Annotated in this window: 19 protein-coding genes; 11 read left to right on the plus strand and 8 right to left on the minus strand. The window is 66.6% G+C overall.

Features of this window, described 5'->3' with window-relative positions:
* Positions 1 to 51 precede the first annotated feature (51 nt).
* The 3 genes from FCF25_RS06515 (at position 52) to FCF25_RS06525 (ending at position 3,289) form a co-directional block, all read left to right on the plus strand.
* Entirely contained in the window at positions 52 to 348 is a 297-nt protein-coding gene (locus FCF25_RS06515) for a hypothetical protein (protein ID WP_117593868.1), read from the plus strand.
* 2 nt (positions 349 to 350) lie between these two features.
* A complete protein-coding gene (locus FCF25_RS06520) occupies positions 351 to 1,319 on the plus strand; it encodes an ArsA family ATPase (protein ID WP_137047782.1) in 969 nt (322 codons plus the stop codon).
* A 167-nt stretch (positions 1,320 to 1,486) separates the two neighbouring features.
* Positions 1,487 to 3,289, plus strand: a complete 1,803-nt coding sequence (locus FCF25_RS06525; RefSeq protein WP_117593864.1) for a carbon starvation protein A — start codon at positions 1,487 to 1,489, stop codon at positions 3,287 to 3,289.
* Positions 3,290 to 3,372: 83 nt separating this feature from the next.
* Here the strand turns inward: FCF25_RS06525 and FCF25_RS06530 are convergent, their stop codons facing one another.
* Both FCF25_RS06530 and FCF25_RS06535 read right to left on the minus strand, forming a co-directional pair.
* Complete coding sequence (locus tag FCF25_RS06530; protein ID WP_137047784.1) at positions 3,373 to 3,993, minus strand: hypothetical protein; 621 nt, start codon at positions 3,991 to 3,993, stop codon at positions 3,373 to 3,375.
* Positions 3,990 to 4,361 carry a cupin domain-containing protein gene (locus tag FCF25_RS06535; protein WP_137047785.1) on the minus strand — a complete coding sequence of 124 codons (372 nt, stop codon included), beginning with the start codon at positions 4,359 to 4,361 and terminating at the stop codon, positions 3,990 to 3,992. Before FCF25_RS06535 ends, FCF25_RS06530 begins: the two co-directional genes overlap by 4 nt.
* Before the next feature lie 93 nt (positions 4,362 to 4,454).
* Here FCF25_RS06535 and FCF25_RS06540 point away from each other — a divergent pair, with 93 nt between their 5' ends.
* The 7 genes from FCF25_RS06540 (at position 4,455) to FCF25_RS06570 (ending at position 8,899) form a co-directional block, all read left to right on the plus strand.
* Positions 4,455 to 4,685 (plus strand): hypothetical protein, encoded by a 231-nt coding sequence (locus FCF25_RS06540; RefSeq protein ID WP_137047787.1) that lies wholly within the window; start codon positions 4,455 to 4,457, stop codon positions 4,683 to 4,685.
* An 83-nt stretch (positions 4,686 to 4,768) separates the two neighbouring features.
* Positions 4,769 to 5,452, plus strand: a complete 684-nt coding sequence (locus FCF25_RS06545) for a DUF5828 family protein (protein WP_117593856.1) — start codon at positions 4,769 to 4,771, stop codon at positions 5,450 to 5,452.
* A 115-nt stretch (positions 5,453 to 5,567) separates the two neighbouring features.
* Entirely contained in the window at positions 5,568 to 5,813 is a 246-nt protein-coding gene (locus FCF25_RS06550; RefSeq protein ID WP_117593854.1) for a hypothetical protein, read from the plus strand.
* A 43-nt stretch (positions 5,814 to 5,856) separates the two neighbouring features.
* Positions 5,857 to 6,228: a helix-turn-helix domain-containing protein gene (locus tag FCF25_RS06555; RefSeq protein WP_117593852.1), complete on the plus strand. Its 372-nt coding sequence runs from the start codon at positions 5,857 to 5,859 to the stop codon at positions 6,226 to 6,228.
* Between the two features lie 124 nt (positions 6,229 to 6,352).
* On the plus strand, positions 6,353 to 7,663 hold the full coding sequence (gene thrC, locus FCF25_RS06560; protein WP_137047789.1) for a threonine synthase: 1,311 nt from the start codon (positions 6,353 to 6,355) through the stop codon (positions 7,661 to 7,663).
* 122 nt (positions 7,664 to 7,785) lie between these two features.
* Positions 7,786 to 8,400 (plus strand): hypothetical protein, encoded by a 615-nt coding sequence (locus tag FCF25_RS06565; protein WP_137047791.1) that lies wholly within the window; start codon positions 7,786 to 7,788, stop codon positions 8,398 to 8,400.
* Positions 8,401 to 8,512: 112 nt separating this feature from the next.
* Entirely contained in the window at positions 8,513 to 8,899 is a 387-nt protein-coding gene (locus FCF25_RS06570) for a hypothetical protein (RefSeq protein ID WP_137047793.1), read from the plus strand.
* 85 nt (positions 8,900 to 8,984) lie between these two features.
* Here FCF25_RS06570 and serA read toward each other — a convergent pair whose 3' ends face one another.
* Positions 8,985 to 10,604, minus strand: coding sequence for a phosphoglycerate dehydrogenase (gene serA / locus FCF25_RS06575; protein WP_137047794.1), 1,620 nt, complete (start codon positions 10,602 to 10,604; stop codon positions 8,985 to 8,987).
* Positions 10,605 to 10,903: 299 nt separating this feature from the next.
* Here serA and serB point away from each other — a divergent pair, with 299 nt between their 5' ends.
* Complete coding sequence (gene serB, locus FCF25_RS06580) at positions 10,904 to 11,551, plus strand: phosphoserine phosphatase SerB (protein ID WP_137047796.1); 648 nt, start codon at positions 10,904 to 10,906, stop codon at positions 11,549 to 11,551.
* 2 nt (positions 11,552 to 11,553) lie between these two features.
* Here the strand turns inward: serB and FCF25_RS06585 are convergent, their stop codons facing one another.
* From FCF25_RS06585 to FCF25_RS06605, 5 genes are all read right to left on the minus strand, one after another.
* The gene (locus tag FCF25_RS06585; RefSeq protein WP_137047798.1) at positions 11,554 to 12,873 is read right to left on the minus strand and encodes an O-acetylhomoserine aminocarboxypropyltransferase/cysteine synthase family protein; all 1,320 of its coding nucleotides are present in this window, start codon (positions 12,871 to 12,873) and stop codon (positions 11,554 to 11,556) included.
* Positions 12,874 to 13,068: 195 nt separating this feature from the next.
* On the minus strand, positions 13,069 to 14,349 hold the full coding sequence (gene metX / locus FCF25_RS06590) for a homoserine O-acetyltransferase (protein ID WP_137047799.1): 1,281 nt from the start codon (positions 14,347 to 14,349) through the stop codon (positions 13,069 to 13,071).
* Positions 14,346 to 15,638 carry an O-acetylhomoserine aminocarboxypropyltransferase/cysteine synthase family protein gene (locus tag FCF25_RS06595; protein ID WP_137047801.1) on the minus strand — a complete coding sequence of 431 codons (1,293 nt, stop codon included), beginning with the start codon at positions 15,636 to 15,638 and terminating at the stop codon, positions 14,346 to 14,348. The genes metX and FCF25_RS06595 overlap by 4 nt, the downstream gene beginning before the upstream one ends.
* A 110-nt stretch (positions 15,639 to 15,748) precedes the next feature.
* Positions 15,749 to 16,948: an alanine--glyoxylate aminotransferase family protein gene (locus FCF25_RS06600; protein WP_137047802.1), complete on the minus strand. Its 1,200-nt coding sequence runs from the start codon at positions 16,946 to 16,948 to the stop codon at positions 15,749 to 15,751.
* Between the two features lie 73 nt (positions 16,949 to 17,021).
* The gene (locus FCF25_RS06605) at positions 17,022 to 17,828 is read right to left on the minus strand and encodes a hypothetical protein (RefSeq protein WP_137047804.1); all 807 of its coding nucleotides are present in this window, start codon (positions 17,826 to 17,828) and stop codon (positions 17,022 to 17,024) included.
* Between the last annotated feature and the right edge of the window lie 38 nt (positions 17,829 to 17,866).

Below are 17,866 nucleotides of genomic sequence, written 5' to 3' on the forward strand. Positions count from 1 at the left end.
CGGACGACGTGAGCGACATGCTTTTGCCCGCTCCGAGAAGGACGTGAACGTATGACACTCGCAGAGCGCATCGCGGCCTTCCGCGACATCGCCGAGGAGTGGCTTCGAGGACTCTACCACGGGATGATAAGCCACCCGGCGTACGAGAAGATAGAGAACGAGGCCGAAGACGTCGAGGATGCGTTCATGCTCGCCTGTTTCCCCGACGCGTTCGGCATCCCGTCGCCCGTCTCCTACTACACCGCCGAACTGCTCCCCTATCTCGAAGACGAGTTCGAGGCGTGGGAGCGACGGATGTGGGACCGCGGGTCGCTGCTCGAACGCAAAGGCCAGCAGTACCACTTCTGACGATGCGGAAGTTCGTCTTCTTCGGCGGCAAGGGCGGCGTGGGCAAGACGACGGTGTCGAGCGCGTACGCCTACAAGTGTGCGAACGCGGGGCTTCGGACGCTCGTCGTCTCGACGGACCCGGCGCACTCGACGTCGGACGTCTTCGACCAGCAGTTCGACGACACGCCGAAACCGGTCGACGGCGTCTCCGGCCTCGACGCGATGGAACTCGACCCCGAGGAGGAGGTGAGTCGCCACCTCCAGGGTATCAAGCGGTCGCTGTCGACGCAGGTGAGTCCGGCGATGGTCAACGAGATAGACCGCCAGGTCGAGATGGCCCACCAGACGCCCGGCGCGTACGAGGCGGCGCTGTTCGACCGCTTCGTCGACGTGATGCGCGAGAGCGACGAGTACGACCGCGTCGTCTTCGACACCTCGCCGACCGGGGGGACGCTCCGGTTGCTGTCGCTACCGGAGTTTCTGGAGGGGTGGGCCGAGCGCCTGCTCGCCAAGCGGAAACAGAGCGTCCGTCTGTTCGAGCGGGCGGCCATCGGCGGGAGAGAGCCGCGACGGATGCGCGAGGGCGACCCCGTCATCGCGCAGTTGGAGGAGCGCCGCGACCGCTTTGCGCTCGCGGGGGAGTTGCTCCGCGAGGAGGCGGCGTTCTTCCTCGTCGTCAACCCCGACGAGCTGTCGATTCGGGAGACGAAGCGGGCGATCGGGTCGCTCGACGACGCGACGCTCGACGTGCGCGGCCTCGTCGTCAACAAACTCACGCCGGAACCCGACGACGACGAGAACGGGCGGGGGGCGCGCTTCCTGCGCGACAGGGTCCGGACCGAGCGCGAGCGCCTGCAGACGCTACGCGAGGAGTTCGACAAACCGGTCGTCGCCGAAATCGTGACGCGCGTCGCGGAGGTGAAAGGCGACCTGCTGGCCGAGGTGGCCGCCGAGATCGACGTCGAGGTACATCGAGAACCTGTTAAATGACCGGAGAGTCGGTAAATATTAGTAGAAATTTCACACATCCGCACTGACTGGTTGTGGACTCAAAGAGAGAAAACGCGGAATACAACGTCTATCGCGTACGGCAGCGTCCGTACTGGAAGCTAACGTTTATATGTGGTATACACACATCCACGATGTGGTAGCGTAACATGGTGCAAATCATCTGGCTGGTGGCGACGGTGCTCGTACTGTTCAGCGTGGGGTACTTCGGGTACTCGCGGTATCTCGCGCGGTTCGTCGAACTCGACGACGCCAACACGACACCGGCGCACAAGTACGAAGACGGACAGGAGTACGTCCCGGCGAAGAAGCCGGTGCTCTTGGGGCATCACTATTCGAGTATCGCGGGCGGCGCACCCATCGTCGGCCCCATCACGGCCGGCGTGGTGTGGGGCTGGGTGCCCGCGCTCCTGTGGATTGCCATCGGCAACCCCCTGATGGGCGCGACCCACGACTTCGTCTCGCTGTCGGCGAGTCTCCGACACGACGGGAAGTCCATCGGGTACATCGTCGGCGAGTACGTCGGCCAACGGGGCAAGAACATGCTGCTGTGGTTCGCGTTCCTCACGATAATCCTCGTCGTCGCGGTGTTCGCGCTCGTCGTGGCGATCGTGTTCAACGCCTTCCCGCAGGCGGCGACGGCGAGCCTGATCTACATCGGGCTCGCGGTGCTGTTCGGCGTCTACCTGTACCAGTTGAACTTGCCGTTCCTCGCCGGGACCGCGGCGTTCGTCGTCGCGATGTTCGTCGGCGTCTACGTGGGTATCCTGTACCCCATCGCGCTGCTCCCGGGCGATTACCCCGCGGGTACCATCGTCCTGCTCTCGATGGAGGGGGCGTGGCTCCCGGCCGCGGAGGCGTTCGGCGCGAACACCGCCGCGTGGATTCCGGTCGTCCTCGTCTACGGCGCAATCGCCAGCGCGCTTCCGGTGTGGGTGCTCCTGCAACCGCGCGACTACCTCTCGTCGTTCCTGCTGTACACCGGCGTCGGCGGCGCGCTGCTCGCCATCATCGTCGGCACGTTCTTCGGCGCGAGCGAACCGCTCGTGACGAACCTCGAACCGTACTACGGCTTCATCGGCCGCGGCGGCCTGCCGCTGTTCCCGCTGCTGTTCATCACCATCGCCTGCGGGACCATCAGCGGCTTCCACTCGCTCGTCTCCTCGGGGACGACCTCGAAGCAGCTGAACAAGGAGTCCGACGCCCGCCTCATCGGCTACGGCGGGATGCTCGGCGAAGGGCTGCTGGCCGTCGTCGCGCTGTCGGCGGTCGCAATCGTCTCGCCCGACGTGGGCAGCGGTATCGGTCTCGCACTCCCGACGTTCGCGACTGGCGGCGGCATCATGCTCACGAGCTTCGGTATCCCGACGAGCTTCGGCGGCCCGTTCATGGCGCTCGTGCTCGTGAGCTTCCTGCTCACGTCGACGGACACGGCCGTCAGGCTCGGTCGGTACATGATGGAGGAGATCGTCGACACGCCCGAGACGTCGGTGCAGTCGTTCGCAGCCGACCGGTACGGCAACGCGCTCGTCCAGACGCTTCCGGCGTACATCCTCATCGCGAGCGGGTCGTGGGAGACGCTGTGGGCGCTGTTCGGCGGCGCGAACCAGCTGCTCGCCGCGCTGGCGCTCCTGACGGGGACAGTCTGGCTGGCGAACTGGAGCGACTCCAAACAGCTCGTGAGCACCGGCGGCCCGATGGTGCTCATGGTCACCATCACGGTGATCGGCCTGACGTGGATCGCGATCCACGACAACCTCTACGCGAAGTTCCTCGACTCGGAGTGGATGGCCTCCGCGAGCATCTTCGAGATTCTCGCCGGGGTGGCGCAGATCGCCATCGCACTCACCCTCATCTACCTGGCGCTCTCGCTGGTGAAGTTGGGGTACGAGAACATCCAGAGAGTCCGCGAGGAGCCCGGTTCCGGCGAGTTCACGCCCGGCGACGACTGAACTGAACGCGACCGGTTTCTTTCCGTTTTTCACCGCAGCCAGCGACGGTACCGAGTTTCGACGAGAAGAGGGCGGTCGTCGCGTCAGCGAAGCCGACCGAACAGTCGGGAGAGCAGGCCCTCTCTCTCGGTCGGGTCGACGTCGCTCCAGAGCGCGAACGCGCGGGCGACGTCGGCGTTCTCGCTGGCGACGACCGCTTCGTCCTCGGGGGCGACGACGACCAGATTCGTCTCGTAGTGGCCGTAGTAGCCGTACTTGATGAGCGTCCGGCTACTGTGGCCGGCGACGAACTCGCGGACGTCGTCGGGTATCTCGGGGACGACGAGGACGAACGTGAAGTCGGTGCCGTAGTGCTCCTCGTCGGCGACGAGCCACTGCGGGTCGTCGGCGAGTTCGTGACCCAGCGAGACGACCGCCTCGAGGTCGGCGACCGAGACGCCAGAGCGACGCTGGGCGAACAGATACTCCTCGGAGGCGTGGTTCGCGTAGTTGAGCGACGGGTGGAAGAAGTGCTTCTGGCTCTCGACGCGCATCCTCCCGAACAGGTCGAACGCCCGCCCGTGGACGGTTCGGTCCCTCTCGAGGTCGTAGTTGAACATGATGCGGTCGCTCACCCGGTCGAGGTACTCGTCCTCCCAGTCGGGGATGTCCGGGTAGAGCGGCTCCTCGGCGTCTCGACCGGCGTCCTCACTCGCGTCGCTCATGGGTCGTACGCAGTCGCGTCGCCGCTGACCTTGGGTGCACCGACGGCGAGTACGTCGACGGGTGCGTCGGCGTCCTCGGGGTTGTGCGCACGCTGCGGGTCGCCCGGCGAGACGGCGAACAGACAGCCCTCGTCCACCTCGAACGTCTCCTCGGGCGTCTCGACGAACAGCGTCCCCGAGAGGACGAAAAACGCCTCCTCCTGTCTCTCGTGGGAGTGATACATCAGCGGAATCTGCTCGCCCGGTTCCGCGCGGAACCGATTGACGGCCATCTGTTCGAGTCCGGCGGCGGCGGTGAGTCGCCGGAGTTCACAGGGGCGGTCGGGGGTCGGGTCGACCGCGTCCGAGTCCACGAGACGGTAACTCATACCGGAGACAAACAGTACGACGACAAAAACGCGTCGGGAGCGCGGGAGAAGCTTTAATCCGCGTTGAGCCCAACGACCGTGCGAGAGAGACCCATGGGAGAAAAACGAACCGAGGCGTGCGGCCGCTGCTCGATGAGCTCCGTCGTGTCGCTGACGACGGAGGGACGTGACGAAGCGGACGGAGAGAGTCGAACCCCGTTTTCGGGCGCGCGAATCGAACTCGACGACGACGAACTCCGTCGCGCCTCGCCGTCGGCGTGGTTCGAGGGAACGCGGCGTCGCCTCGACGAGCTCGCGACGAGACTCGCGTACGGCGAGCGGTAGCGGCGAACCGGCGCTCGGTGAGTGCGAACGGTGCTCACCGGGAGACGCTTATTAGTGTCGGGCGACGTACCCACTGGCAGGCGATGGAAGAGAGTATATCAGGGTTCAAGCTTCACGGCTCGTGGGGCGAAATCGTCGAACACGGCGAACGCATCACTCGCGCCCTCCACGATGTGGGAGCGTCGGGCGACGCGTTCGAGGAGTGGGACGAGTGGCGTCCGAAGGTCCACGAACGACTCGCCGAGGACGTAAACGAGAAGACGGCCGAACAGGCGAGCGTCGGCGAGGGCAAAGGTGAGAAAGCCGGGAAGAATCCGGACGACGACCTTCGTACGGCCGGCGAGAAACTGTCCGAGTCCTACGAGAGAGTCGAGCAGGGCGACAACGAGGGCGCGATGGAGCGCTGGCAGGACTCCATCGGCTACGTCGCGCGGGCGGCGGACTCCGCCAGCAGGAAGGCGGTTCGCGCCGTCGAGAGCACCGTCTACCAGAAGGTGATGACCCAGCTCGCGCCGTACTACTTCGACAACGAACTCGTCAGCGCGAACATCCAGAAGACGACCCGCGGCGACAGCGAGCAGTTCATCTTCGAGGTGAACGTCAACGACGACGAGTTGAAACGACAGGTGTCCGAGCGTCTCGGCGAGTACGAAGACAGCATCGACCGCTGGCACGTCGACACCGAAAAGGAGACGGAGACGGCCGAAGCCGTCGACGGCGTCGAACCGCCGGAGCCGAGGGGGACGACGCGCTCGACGACGAACTAGTGCGAGTTCATCTCGCACCGAATCGTCGGCGGGCGCGAGGAGAACCGTCGAAGACGCCATCGCACTCTTCCCCGAGCGAAAACAGTCATAGCGGTCGCTCTCTATCGTACGGACGATGGCAGGACCGCTCCGGGCAGAGGCGGGCGAACTGAGTACAGACGAGATTCTGAGCGCGCTGCGAGACGGTCGTCGTGTCGTCATCACGACGCAGATGTTCGGTAGCGACCACGACGTGACGCTCCGGCACGACGGCGCGACGTACTACTGCGACACGCCGACGACGCTACACAAACACGAGGAGGAGTCGGAGATGCTCGCGTGCATCGAGAAGATGGGATACGGGCGCGTGGACGCAGAGTGACAGTAACGGAGGGCTTTAATCAGCGACGCCGCATACATCGAGTATGACCGACACACCCGAGATGGAAGACCTCGTCCGGACCGACGACCCCGGTTTCGGGCAGGTTCTCGCGTGCGTCTTCGGGGTTCAAGAACACGAGAGCCGAACGTATCTCGTCTTGTTGGAGTATCCGGGAAGCACCGTCGCCGAACTCGCCGAGGAGCTCGACCGAGACAGGAGCAACGTCAACCGCTCCCTGATGACGCTTCTGGAGAAGGGCCTCGCCGAGCGACAGCGCCGGCTGCTCGACCCCGGCGGCTACGTCTACCAGTACACCGCGACGCCGCTGCCGGAAGCGAAGACGATGCTGCACGACGCGCTCGACGAGTGGGCCGAACTCGTGCACGAGCGCATCGACGAGTTCGGCGGCGAGTAGCGCCGACGCTCGCGGCGGCCGCACCTCCCGCGAGACGGCCGGCGTCGACGACCGACGCCGACCCGCTCGGCAGCATTCCCCCGAACCTGCGGACTTTTCCCTCCCGGGCGTTCAGGCCATACCGATGAGTCTGAAGCTCTCACGACAGTCGCAGACGGCCCCCGAGGTGGCCGACGACGGAATCTGGCTGGAGTGCATCGAGTGCGGCGAGGCGTTCGCGCCGTTCGAGACGGTTCGTTACACGTGCGACGACTGCGACGGCCTGCTGGAGGTCCGCTACGACGACCTGCCGACGTGGGACGAGTTCGACGACGACCAGCGCGGCGTCTGGCGCTACAACGCTGCGCTCCCGTTCGAGGAGGGGGTGAGCCTCCCCGAAGGCGATACGCCGCTTCACGAGGTACCCCGACTGGAGGAGTCGGTCGGCGTCCACCGCCTCCGCATCAAACACGAGGGGATGAACCCGACCGGGAGTTTCAAAGACCGAGGGATGACCGTCGGCGTCCGCGTCGCCGAGGAACTGGGCGTCGACCGCCTCGCCTGCGCCTCCACCGGAAACACGAGCGCCGCGCTCGCCGCGTACGGCGCTCGCGCCGGTCTGGAGACGCTCGTACTGCTCCCCTCGGGGAAGGTCGCCGCCGGCAAAATCGCACAGGCGAGCCTCCACGGCGCGCGAATCCTCGAAGTCGACGGCAACTTCGACAGCTGCCTCGACATCGTCCAGGAGCTCGCCGCCCGCGGGGAAGCCTACCTCTTGAACTCGCTGAACCCCTTCCGACTGGAGGGACAGAAGACTATCGGCCTCGAAATTCTGGAACGATTCTACGCCGACGAGGGGCGATACCCCGACAGAATCGTCCTCCCGGTCGGCAACGCGGGCAACACCGCCGCGCTGTACAAGGCGTTCCGCGAACTCGTCGCCAGCGGCGCGCTGCACCCGCGCGACGTGCCGAAGCTCACCGGCGTCCAGGCCGAGGGCGCGGCACCGATGGTCGAAGCCGTCGAGAACGACGCCGACGAGGTCCGGCGGTGGGACGAGGTGGAGACCAAAGCCACCGCGATTCGCATCGGCAACCCGGTCAACGCGCCGAAGGCGCTGCCGGGCATCCGCGAGACAGGCGGTACCGCGGTGTCGGTCTCCGACGAGGCCATCACGTCGGCACAGCGCGCGCTCGCACGGGAGGGCATCGGCGTCGAACCCGCCTCGGCGGCCTCCGTCGCCGGCCTCCAGAAGCTCCGGAATCGGGGCGTCGTCGACGCCGACGAGGATGTCGTCTGCCTCACAACGGGCCACCTCCTGAAAGACCCCGACGCCGCGTTCGAGGCGGGCGACGACCCCGAACCCGTTCCCAACGACACCGACGCGGTGCTCCGTCACCTCGAAGGTCGAAACGGCGGAGTTCTCTCCAAACTGAAGGGTCGACTCGGTCGCTGACGACCCAGCAGACCGAACACTCTTGCGTTCCTGTGTGAGTATGACCATTGTCTGACACGGGTTTTTCCCAACTGCACTACCTACGAGCGTCTATGCCGCTATCGGGCTTTCCGACGGGTACCGTGAGCAGACCGAGCAGCCGGACGTATCCGGCCGGGGAACGACAGGAACGAACCGCCGAGCGGCGGCGCGAGACGGAGCAGGGTCGTCTGCCACAGCGAACCGCGCGGTCAGTCGACGTCGTCGACTCGGGTACGCCGACGGACACTGCCGACTCCCGCGAGGACGCGCGCTCGACGGTCGCAGTCTCGTCGTCGCCGCAGTCGCCGCAATCGTCGGAGTCGTCGCTCGCCTCGTCGCAATCGTCGGAGTCGTCACTGCAGTCGTCGCAGTCGTCGGAGTCGTCACTGCAGTCGTCGCCCCAGTCGTCGACACCGCTCGTCGACTCGTCGACGAGCCTGCTGGACCGTCTCGGGGCGGTCGAAACGCGCATCCGGAGACTCGAATCCGAACTCGACCGCCTCGGCTCCGAACAAGGTTTCGTCGACGTCCAATCGCGCGAGAACCGGCGCGGAGGCCGCTCGAAACGCGACACCTGGGCGCGAAACCGAACGCAGCGACGGAGTCGAAAACCGCTCCGAGACCGGAACGACGACAGGAACCTGCTTCCGAAGCAGCAGGGGAGCCTCTTGCCGAAGAAGAACGACAACCTCCTCCGGAAACTGTTCTGGCCCTGAACGGTCGGCGGTCCCCGCTGACACTCCAACGAAGCCAAGAGTTTCTTTTTCGTGAAGGAGTGTGACAGTGGTCTGACGCAGACTTTTGGTACTCAATGACATATCCGAACGCGTGTCGCTCTCCGACCTCCCAACTGGCACCGTCAGCGAACCGACCTCCCGAACGTATCCAGACCGTGCGTCGACTCGGCGGCCGAGACGACTGCCGAGATCCGACGGCGGCTTCGACGTCCGACGGCCGCCGCAGTCGTCACGCGGAGACGCGAGCGGCTCGAACGGCCGGCTGCCGTCCGGAGCGACGGCGGACCGACAGCAGCTCGAAGCGCTCCGAGCGCGTATCCGACAGCTAGAAGCGGAAGTCGAGCACCTCGAATCGGAGCGACAGGCCGTCATCGACCACTACGAAGAGCTGTTGCGAGAACAGCGAACTCGGAGCGACGAGAACCGGGGACGCCGCCGTCGGGACGAACATCCCATCCGTCGGCTGCTCGGGCTGTAACCGTCGCCTACACGGCTCTGACCGCCGGCTGGACGACCCTAACCGCCGACTACACGACTCTAACCGCCGGCTGCTCGGACCTCGATTACTCGGCGGCGATGTCGAGTCGTCGCGCCTCGGCGTCGCCGTTGAGGACGATGGTGCGGACGCCGATGATACGGTCGTCGGCCAGAAGCGCTTCGGCGGCTTCCTCGGGAACCGCCGAGTCGAGGTTGTAGACGGTGAGCGCCTCGCCACCGCGAGTCTCGCGGGCGTTGAACATCCCCGCGATGTTCACGTCGTGGTCGCCGAGAACGGTGCCGATGAGGCCGATGACGCCCGGTTTGTCGTAGTTGCGCGCGACGAGCATGTGACCGTGCGGGACGGCGTCGACGCGGTAGCCGTCGATGCGGACGATTCGCGGTTCCTCGCCGGCGAAGAGGGTTCCGCTCACGGAGAGCGTCTCCTCGCCGTCGCCGACGGTGACGGTGACGAGGCTCTGGAAGTCCTCGCTCTGCCTGCTCTTGCTCTCGGTGACGTCGATGCCGCGCTCCTCGGCGAGGTGCGGCGCGTTGACCGCGTTGACCTGCCACTCCAGCGGCTCGAAGACGCCTTTCAGGCCGCTCGCGGTGACGAGTTCGACGTCCTCGGCGGCGATGTCGCCGTCGTAGGCGACCTCGATCTCGGAGACGCGCTCGCCGAACACCTGCGCGGCGATCTTGCCGGCCGTCTCCGCGAGACCGATGTACGGCTTGATGCGCGGGAACGCCTTCTCGTCGACCGATGGCGCGTTCAGTGCGTTGAGAACGGGCTCCTCCGCGAATGCCGCGAGCACCTGTTCGGCGGTGTCGACGGCGACGCTCTCCTGGGCCGCTTCGGTCGACGCGCCGAGGTGCGGCGTGACGATGATGTCGTCGACGCCGAGCAGCGGCGAGTCCTCCGCGAGCGGTTCCTCCTCGAACACGTCGAGCGCCGCGCCGGCGACGGTGCCGTCTTCGACGGCCGCCGCGAGCGCGTCCTCGTCGATGATGCCGCCGCGCGCGCAGTTGACGATGTAGCCGTGGCCGAACGTGTCGAGTTCGTCCTCGCTTATCATCCCGCGCGTCTCGGGCAGGAGCGGGGTGTGAATCGTCAGGAAGTCGGCGCGGGCGAGACAGGCGTCGAGTTCGTCGACGAGCTCCGCGCCGAACTGGTCGGCGCGCTCTTCAGAGATGTAGGGGTCGTAGACGACGAGGTCCGTACCGAGGTTGCCGAGGCGTTTGGCGACTTCCTGGCCGACGCGACCGAAGCCGACGATTCCGAGGGTCTTACCGTTGATCTCGGTGCCGAGGTAGTCGCTCTTGGCCCACTCGCCGGCCTTCAGGCGGACGTGCGCCTGCGGAATCGAGCGCGCGGCGGCGAACGCCATGGCGACGGTGTGCTCGGCGGCGGCGCGGACGTTCCCCTCCGGCGCGTTGGCGACGATGACGCCGTGGTCGGTGGCGGCGTCGATGTCGATGTTGTCGACGCCGATGCCGGCGCGGCCGACGATGACGAGGTCGGGGGCCGCGTCGAACAGTTCACGGCTGACGTCGGTTCCGGAGCGAACCACGAGCGCGTTGGCGTCGGCGACGGCCGAGAGCAGTTCTTCGCCCGCTACGTCGTAGGCGGTTTCGACTTCGTGACCCGCCTCGCGGAGTCGTTCCAAGCCGGCGTCCGCGATAGGGTCGGTGACCAGCACCTTCATGGCTCTACGCTTCTTCGGATAGCGGTTAAGGGTTTCTTCACAGGCATGCTTGGCGAGGGGTGATACAAGTCGCTCGATATGCACGTTCGTGTCCAATCTGGCGCGTCGGATTGCACGAAGGATTCGGTGACGTGCATCGCTTCGGCGGGACCGGTCGGCGAGCGCGTCGGCGATAATCGGGAAACGACCCAGTCGTCCGCGTTCGGCTCGTCTCCCTCGATAGCGACCCGGTGAGGGGTAGGGGCGCGAAACGTGCCGTTTCGGGTGGTTTCAAACCCGCGGCCCCCCTCTCACTCGGCATGAAACTCGTCGCGTTCGACTTCGACGGAACGCTCTCGGACTCGGAGATGACGGTGCTGCTCGGCAAGCGGAAGGGTGTTGCCGACGAGATGGCCGACATCACCGAGCGGGCGATGAACGACGAACTCAGCTACGCGGAGAGCCTCTACGACCGCGCGGCGCTCCTCGAAGGACTGGAGGAGGAACGCGCGCAGGAGGCGTACGACGAGGTGAAACTCCGACCCGGCGCGGCGAAACTCATCAGACGGCTCAACGACTACGGCCACCACACCGCTATCCTCACCGGCGGGTTCGAGCGCGGTGTCGAAACTGCACTGGAAGCGGAGGGGGTCGAGGTCGACACCATCGTCGCCAACCGCCTCCCCGTGAAGGGCGGGCGACTGACCGGCGAGGCGGAAGGCCCACTCATCGAGGGGACGAAGGACCGCGAACTCGAACGCCTCGCCGACGAACTCGACGTGGAGATGAACCAGACCGTCGCCGTCGGCGACGGCGCGAACGACCTCCCGATGCTCGAAGTCGCCGGGTTCTCGGTCGGATTCCTCCCGAAGAACGCGGTCCGGCCCGCCTGCGACACCATCGTCGCCTCGATGTATCGACTGGGGAAGGTGTTCGAGGGACGGAGCATGCTGCGGCCCGAGGAGTAAGCTCAGTTCGTCGCCGCCTCGATGGCTTGGTCCAAGTCGGCGAGGATGTCCTCGGGGTCTTCGATGCCGACGGAGAGCCGAACCATGTCGTCGGTGACGCCCGCCGCCTCCTGCTCCTCCGCGGTGAGTTGCTGGTGGGTCGTCGACGCGGGGTGGATGACGAGCGTCTTCGCGTCGCCGACGTTCGCCAGCAACGAGGCGAGTTCGACGCTCTCGACCGTCGCGCGGGCGGCGTCGTACCCCGCCGAGAGGCCGAACGTGATCATCCCGCCGTAGCCACCCTCCAGGTACTCCGAGGCCTCCGCGTGCGTCTCGTGCGATTCGAGTCCGGGGTAGTTCACCCACTCGACGGCCGCGTGGTCGTCGAGGTACTCGGCGACGATTTGGGCGTTCTCGCAGTGGCGGTCCATCCTCAGGGGTAAGGTCTCCAACTTCTCGAGCGTCTGCCAGGCGTCGAACGGCGACTGCTGGTTGCCCAAATCCCGCAGACCGCGGGCGATGGCGGCGTACGTGAACGCGGCGTCGCCGAAGCGCTCGGCGAAGTTGACGCCGTGGTACGCCGGATTGTCGGTGGCGATTTCGGCGTACTTCTCCGCGTACTCCGTCCACGGGAACGACCCGCCGTCGACGAGCGCGCCGCCGACTGTCGTGCCCGCGCCGGTAATCCACTTCGTCGTCGACTCCCAGACGAGGTCCGCACCGTGTTCGAGCGGACGGCACAATGCGGGAGTGGCAAACGTGTTGTCGACGAACAGCGGTGCGCCGTTCTCGTGGGCGATGTCGGCGATACGCTCGATGTCGGGCGTCACGAGCGCCGGATTGCCGATGGTTTCGAGGTGGACGTATGCTGTGTTTTCGTCGATAGCCTCCGCGTAGGCGTCGTAGTCGAGCGCGTCGACGAACCGCGTCGAGATGCCGCGGCGTTCGACGGTGTGGGTGAGGTAGGTGTACGTCCCGCCGTACAGCGCCGACGACGAGACGACGTTGTCGCCGGCTTCGGCGAGCAGGAACGTCGCGAGGTCGAACGACGCCATCCCCGACGAGGTGGCGACCGCGCCGACGCCGCCTTCGAGCGACGCGAGGCGCTCCTGCAGCATCGCGTTCGTCGGGTTCATCAGCCGCGAGTAGATGTGCCCCGGCTTCTCCAGGGCGAACTGCGCGGCGGCGTCGTCGGCGTCGTCGAAGACGTAGGAGGTCGTTTGGTACAGCGGCGGTGCGCGCGCGCCGGTCGCCGGGTCGGGGTCCTGCCCGGCGTGGAGGCTCCGCGTTCGGAAGCCGGGGCTGTCGGATGCGTCGGGGGTGTCGTCGTTCTCCTCGGACATGATGGTTCGTTAGCAGTCGGCGAGGGTAAAACGGGGTGACCGAGACAGGAACTGCCGAGAGCTACGGCGACACTACCGGGAGCGACGGCGCGAACGACCGACGAGTCGGCCGTGTGGGACCGAAGTGACCAGAGTCGGCCGTGTGGGACCGAAGTGACCAGAGTCGGTCGTGTGGGACCGAAGCGGTCGGACGAGTCAGGTCGAGAACAGACTGGAGTGGACGGGCGCGAACTCGGTTTCAGTGCCCCCGTCGCTCTCGACGGCCGTATCGGTGATGGCGCGACCCTCGACGCCGTCTTCGAGGAAGTCCGCGACGGGAGGGCCGACGTTCTCCGGTTCGACGAGGAACGCGTCGTGGCCGTGGTCGGAGTCGACGACGTGGTGGGCGACTGGAACGTCCGAACTCCGAAACGCCTCCGCGAGCGACTCGGACTGCTCGACGGTGAAGTGCCAGTCGGCGGTGAAGGAGAGCAGCAGGGCTTCCCCCGCGAACGCCGCCAGCGCGTCGGCGTCCGAGTCGTACCCCTCACGGAGGTCGAAGTCGTCCATCGCCCGCGTCAGGTAGAGGTAGGAGTTGGCGTCGAAGCGGTCGACGAAGTTGTCGGCGTTGTAGTCGAGATACGACTCCACGTCGCGGTACGGGAAGAAGGAGGCCGCGGGGTCCGACGGAAACGCCTCGCGGTGGGCGTCGCGACCCGCCGAGCGCCGGCCGAACTTCTGGGCCATCGACGACTTCGAGAGGTACATCACGTGCCCCAACTGCCGCGCGAGCGCCAGCCCGTTCTCCGGCTCCGATTTTCCGTAGTAGTCGCCGCCGTTCCAGTCGGGGTCGGTCGTGATGGCGCGGCGGGCGACGGCGTCGAGCGCGAGGCACTGCGGGTCGAGGCGGGCGGCGGCAGCGACGACGACCAGTCGGGTCACGTCGTCGGGGTAGCGCCGCGCCCAGTCGAGCGCGTTCATCCCGCCGACGCTGCCGCCGACGACGGCGTGGAGACGGCCGACGCCGAGCGCGTCGAGCAGGCGGCGCTGCGCGCGCGTCCAGTCGCCGACGGTCACGGGAGGGAAGTCGGTCCCCCACGGTTCGCCGTCGGGACCGTCGCTCGACGGGCCGGAGCTGCCGTAACACGACCCGGGGACGTTCGCGCAGACGACGTAGTACTCGGAGGTGTCGATGGCTTTGCCGGGGCCGACGACGTCGTTCCACCACGCGCGAGCCTGTCCGGCGGTCTGTGCGGTGGTGTCGCCTTCGGCTTCTGCTTCGTCCGCCTCGCCGACGCCGGCGTCGTCGCGCGACCACGCCGACCGGTCCACGTCGGCAACGTGCTGGCTCCCGGTGAGCGCGTGGCAGACCAAGACGGCGTTGTCGCCGGTGAACTCGCCGTACGACTCGTAGGCGATTCGCAGGTCGTCGACGGACTCGCCGCACTCGAACTCGAACTCGCCCAGCGAGACGGTGTCGCGGTCGACTGTCGTCATGTTTCTCCGCCGGAACGTGTCGCTCGGTCGATGCTGCGCTCTACGTCCGCCAAGATATCTTCCGGGTTCTCGATGCCGACCGAGAAGCGGAGCATGTCCGGGCGGACGCCCGCCGCGCGCTGTTCCTCCTCCGTCAACTGGGCGTGGGTCGTCGAGGCGGGGTGGATGACGAGCGTCTTCGCGTCGCCGATGTTCGCGAGGAAGGACGCGAGTTCCGTCTCCTCGCAGAACGCCTTGCTCGCCTCGTAGCCGCCTTCGAGACCGAATGTGACCATCCCGCCGAAGTCGGCGAGATAACGGGCGGCGTTGTCGTGCGTCGGATGCGAGTCGAGGCCGGGATGGGTCACCCACGCTACCTCGTCGTGGTCAGCGAGGTACTCGGCGACGATGCGGGCGTTCTCGCAGTGGCGGTCCATCCTGAGGGGGAGGGTTTCGAGCCCTTGCAAGGTCTGCCAGGCGTCGAACGGCGACTGCTGGTTGCCGAGCGAACGGACGGCGCGCTGTCGCGCCGCGGTGGCGAACGCCGCGTCGCCGAAGCGCTCCGAGAAGTCGACGCCGAACGCCGGGTTCTCGCCCGCGAGTTCCGGGTACTTCTCCTCGTGGTCGGCCCACGGGAACGACCCGCCGTCGACGAGGATGCCGCCGACAGTCGTCCCGGAGCCGTGGAGCCACTTCGTCGTCGACTCCCAGACGATGTCCGCGCCGTGTTCGAGCGGGCGACACAGCGCCGGCGTCGCGAACGTGTTGTCGACGACCAGCGGCGCGCCGTGCTCGTGGGCGATATCTGCGACGCGCTCGAAGTCCGGTGTAACGAGCGACGGGTTGGCGATGGTCTCGACGTGGACGAAAGCAGTCTCTTCGCCGATAGCGTCGGCGTAGGCGTCGTAGTCGAGCGTCTCGACGGTTCGGGTCTCGATACCCCGCCTGCTGGCCATCTTCGAGAGGTAGGCGCTCGTCCCGCCGTAGGCGTCGGCGCTGGCGACGACGTTGTCGCCCGCGGAGGCCAGAATGCTGGTCGCGCTGTCGAACGCTGCCATCCCCGAGGCGGTGGCGACTGCGCCCGTCCCGCCTTCGAGGTCGGCGAGACGATCTTCGAGGATTCGGACGGTCGGGTTCGAGATGCGCGAGTAGACGTCGCCCTCGGCGTCGAGCGCGTACAGGTCGGCCGCGCGGTCGGCGTCGTCGAAGACGTACGACGTGGTCTGGTAGATGGGCGGCGCTCGCGCGCCTGTCACGGGGTCCGGCGCGTGCCCGGCGTGGAGGCTCCGGGTTCTGAAGCCGCGAGTCATGTACGAGAAGCATATTCTCTGAGAAGGATATAACCGTCAGTTACGGCAAATGCTGCAGGCTCGTCGCTGCCGCTCGCTCGACGACGGTCGGAGAGAAAACAGGGCGTCGTTCAGTCGTCAGAGGTCGTCGCGGTCGCGGTCTCCAACTGTTCCTCGGCCGTCTCCAGTCCCGCCTCGACATCCACGTCGACGCCGACCTCGTCCATCGCCTCGCCCACCGTGCGAATCCCGCGGAGAATCTGCTCGCTCGTCAGGTGACCCATGTTGCTCACGCGGAAGATTTCGCCGCCGAGGTGCGCTTGGCCGCCGGAGATGCTGACGTTGCGGTCCTTGACCGCGTCGAAGAATGCCTCGGAGTCGTCGCCGCGAATCTCCTCGGGCAGCGAGATGGCGGTGAGCGTGTTCGAGAACTCGGTCGGGCCGTCGGCGTCGGGGAACGACTCCAGCCCCATCGCGCGGAACCCCTCGCGGAACGCCGCGGACTGACGGCGGTGTCGCGCGATGCGCTCGGCCATTCCCTCCGCTTCGATCTCCTCGACGGCGACCGCGAGCGCGCGGAACAGCGGGACGGCGCTCGTGAAGGGCGTCTGGTGGCTCTCGGCTTTGCGGAGGTGCCAGTCGAGGTCCTCGTAGAAGGGCGCGGACTCGCCGTCGAACGCCTCGACCGCTCGCTCGCGGACGTACATCGCGCTGACGCCCGGCGGCGCGGCCAGCGCCTTCTGTGCATCTGTGATGGCGATATCGACGTTCCAGTCGTCGAGTCGGATCTCGTCGCCGCCGATGCTCGTCACGCCGTCCATCACGAAGATGGCGTCGTGGTCGGCGGCGATTTCGCCGACCGCTTCGGCGGGGTTCAAGAGGCCAGTACTGGTCTCGTTGTGGACCATCGTCACCACGTCGGTGTCGTCGGTGACGGCCTCCTCCACTTCGTCAACCGGGATGGAGTCGCCCCAGTCGGCTTCGACGCGCGTCACCGACGCGTAGCGGTCGGCGATGCGGGCGAAGCGGCGGCCGAACTTCCCGTTGACGAGCGAGACGACCTCTCCCCCATCACCGACGAGGTTGGCGACCGCAGCCTCCATCCCCATCGTCGCGGTGCCGTTGAGAATCAGCGACGTTCCGTCGTCTGCGGTCGACTCGCCGGAGAGCGTCGACTGCGTGAAAACGTAGTCGAGTCCGTCCTGCGCGCGCTCGTACACTGCTTCGAACTCGGCGGATCGGTGCGAGACCATCGGTTCGGCCATCGACTCCAGCACCTCGTCGGTGACCGGGACCGGGCCGGGGTTCAAAAGGAGGAACTCCTCGTCCATACGGCGGCGTTGACTGTCCGTCGGGATAAGCCTCGCGGGATTCGCAAACGTCGCCAGTAGACGATTCGACTCGTTACGAACCGCCACGCGTCGCTGTCGCGGCGTCGTCAACCCAGTCGGGGGTGTCGACGCGAATCCCGTGGTCTCTGTACTCGTACGAGATCTCCTGTGTGACAGCGTCGTCCCGCACGAGCAGGTAGTGGGCGTACGTCGGTGTCCCGTCCGCGAGCGTCCACTCCACGTCCGCGGAGTGTATCACGTCCGTCGTCGGGTCGAACCGTACTTCGCCGGAGACGTCCGTGAGGCGGTACGACCGACTACCGTTGTACCAGCCGTTCTGTGGACGGAGCACCCGCAGTCCCTGCTCGTCGGCGGACGAGACGCGATCGTACGTCGACAGCAGTAAGGTTCGAGTGACCACCGACGCCGCTCCCGATGGGTCCAGTTCGTCCCCCGGTTCTCTCGCGACCGAGACGACGGTGACCGTCTCACCCTCCCACTCCTCGCTGACGACCGTGCGGTCGGGGTTGTCTCTGAGATGCCGTACTCGTCTCTCGGCGCTCTCCCCGGTGAATACGCTACGGGTGTGTATCGTGTCGGAAGTCGCGTTCTGATAGGACTCGGTGACCACCTCCTCGGACACGTGCCGCGTGTACCGTCCCTCGGTGTCCGAGATGGTCGCCTCGACCGAAACGACCGTCTCACCGTCGACGGCGAGACGCGCATCGACCGCGTACTCGTCGGGTTCGTCGACGACGAACGCGTCCTCGACCGGACGGTGGTCTCTCTCCGAAAACGGATAGAGGGCGAGTGAGCCCATCGTCGCGTTGACCACCACCAGGAGGACGATGGTCGAGAGGGCGAGCGCGCGTTTATTCATGATTGCTGTGAGATGAGGCGCGGCTAAAACTAGTGGGA

The organism is Haloprofundus sp. MHR1 (genome assembly GCF_005155585.1).
GTDB classification, from domain to species: Archaea; Halobacteriota; Halobacteria; order Halobacteriales; family Haloferacaceae; genus Haloprofundus; species Haloprofundus halophilus.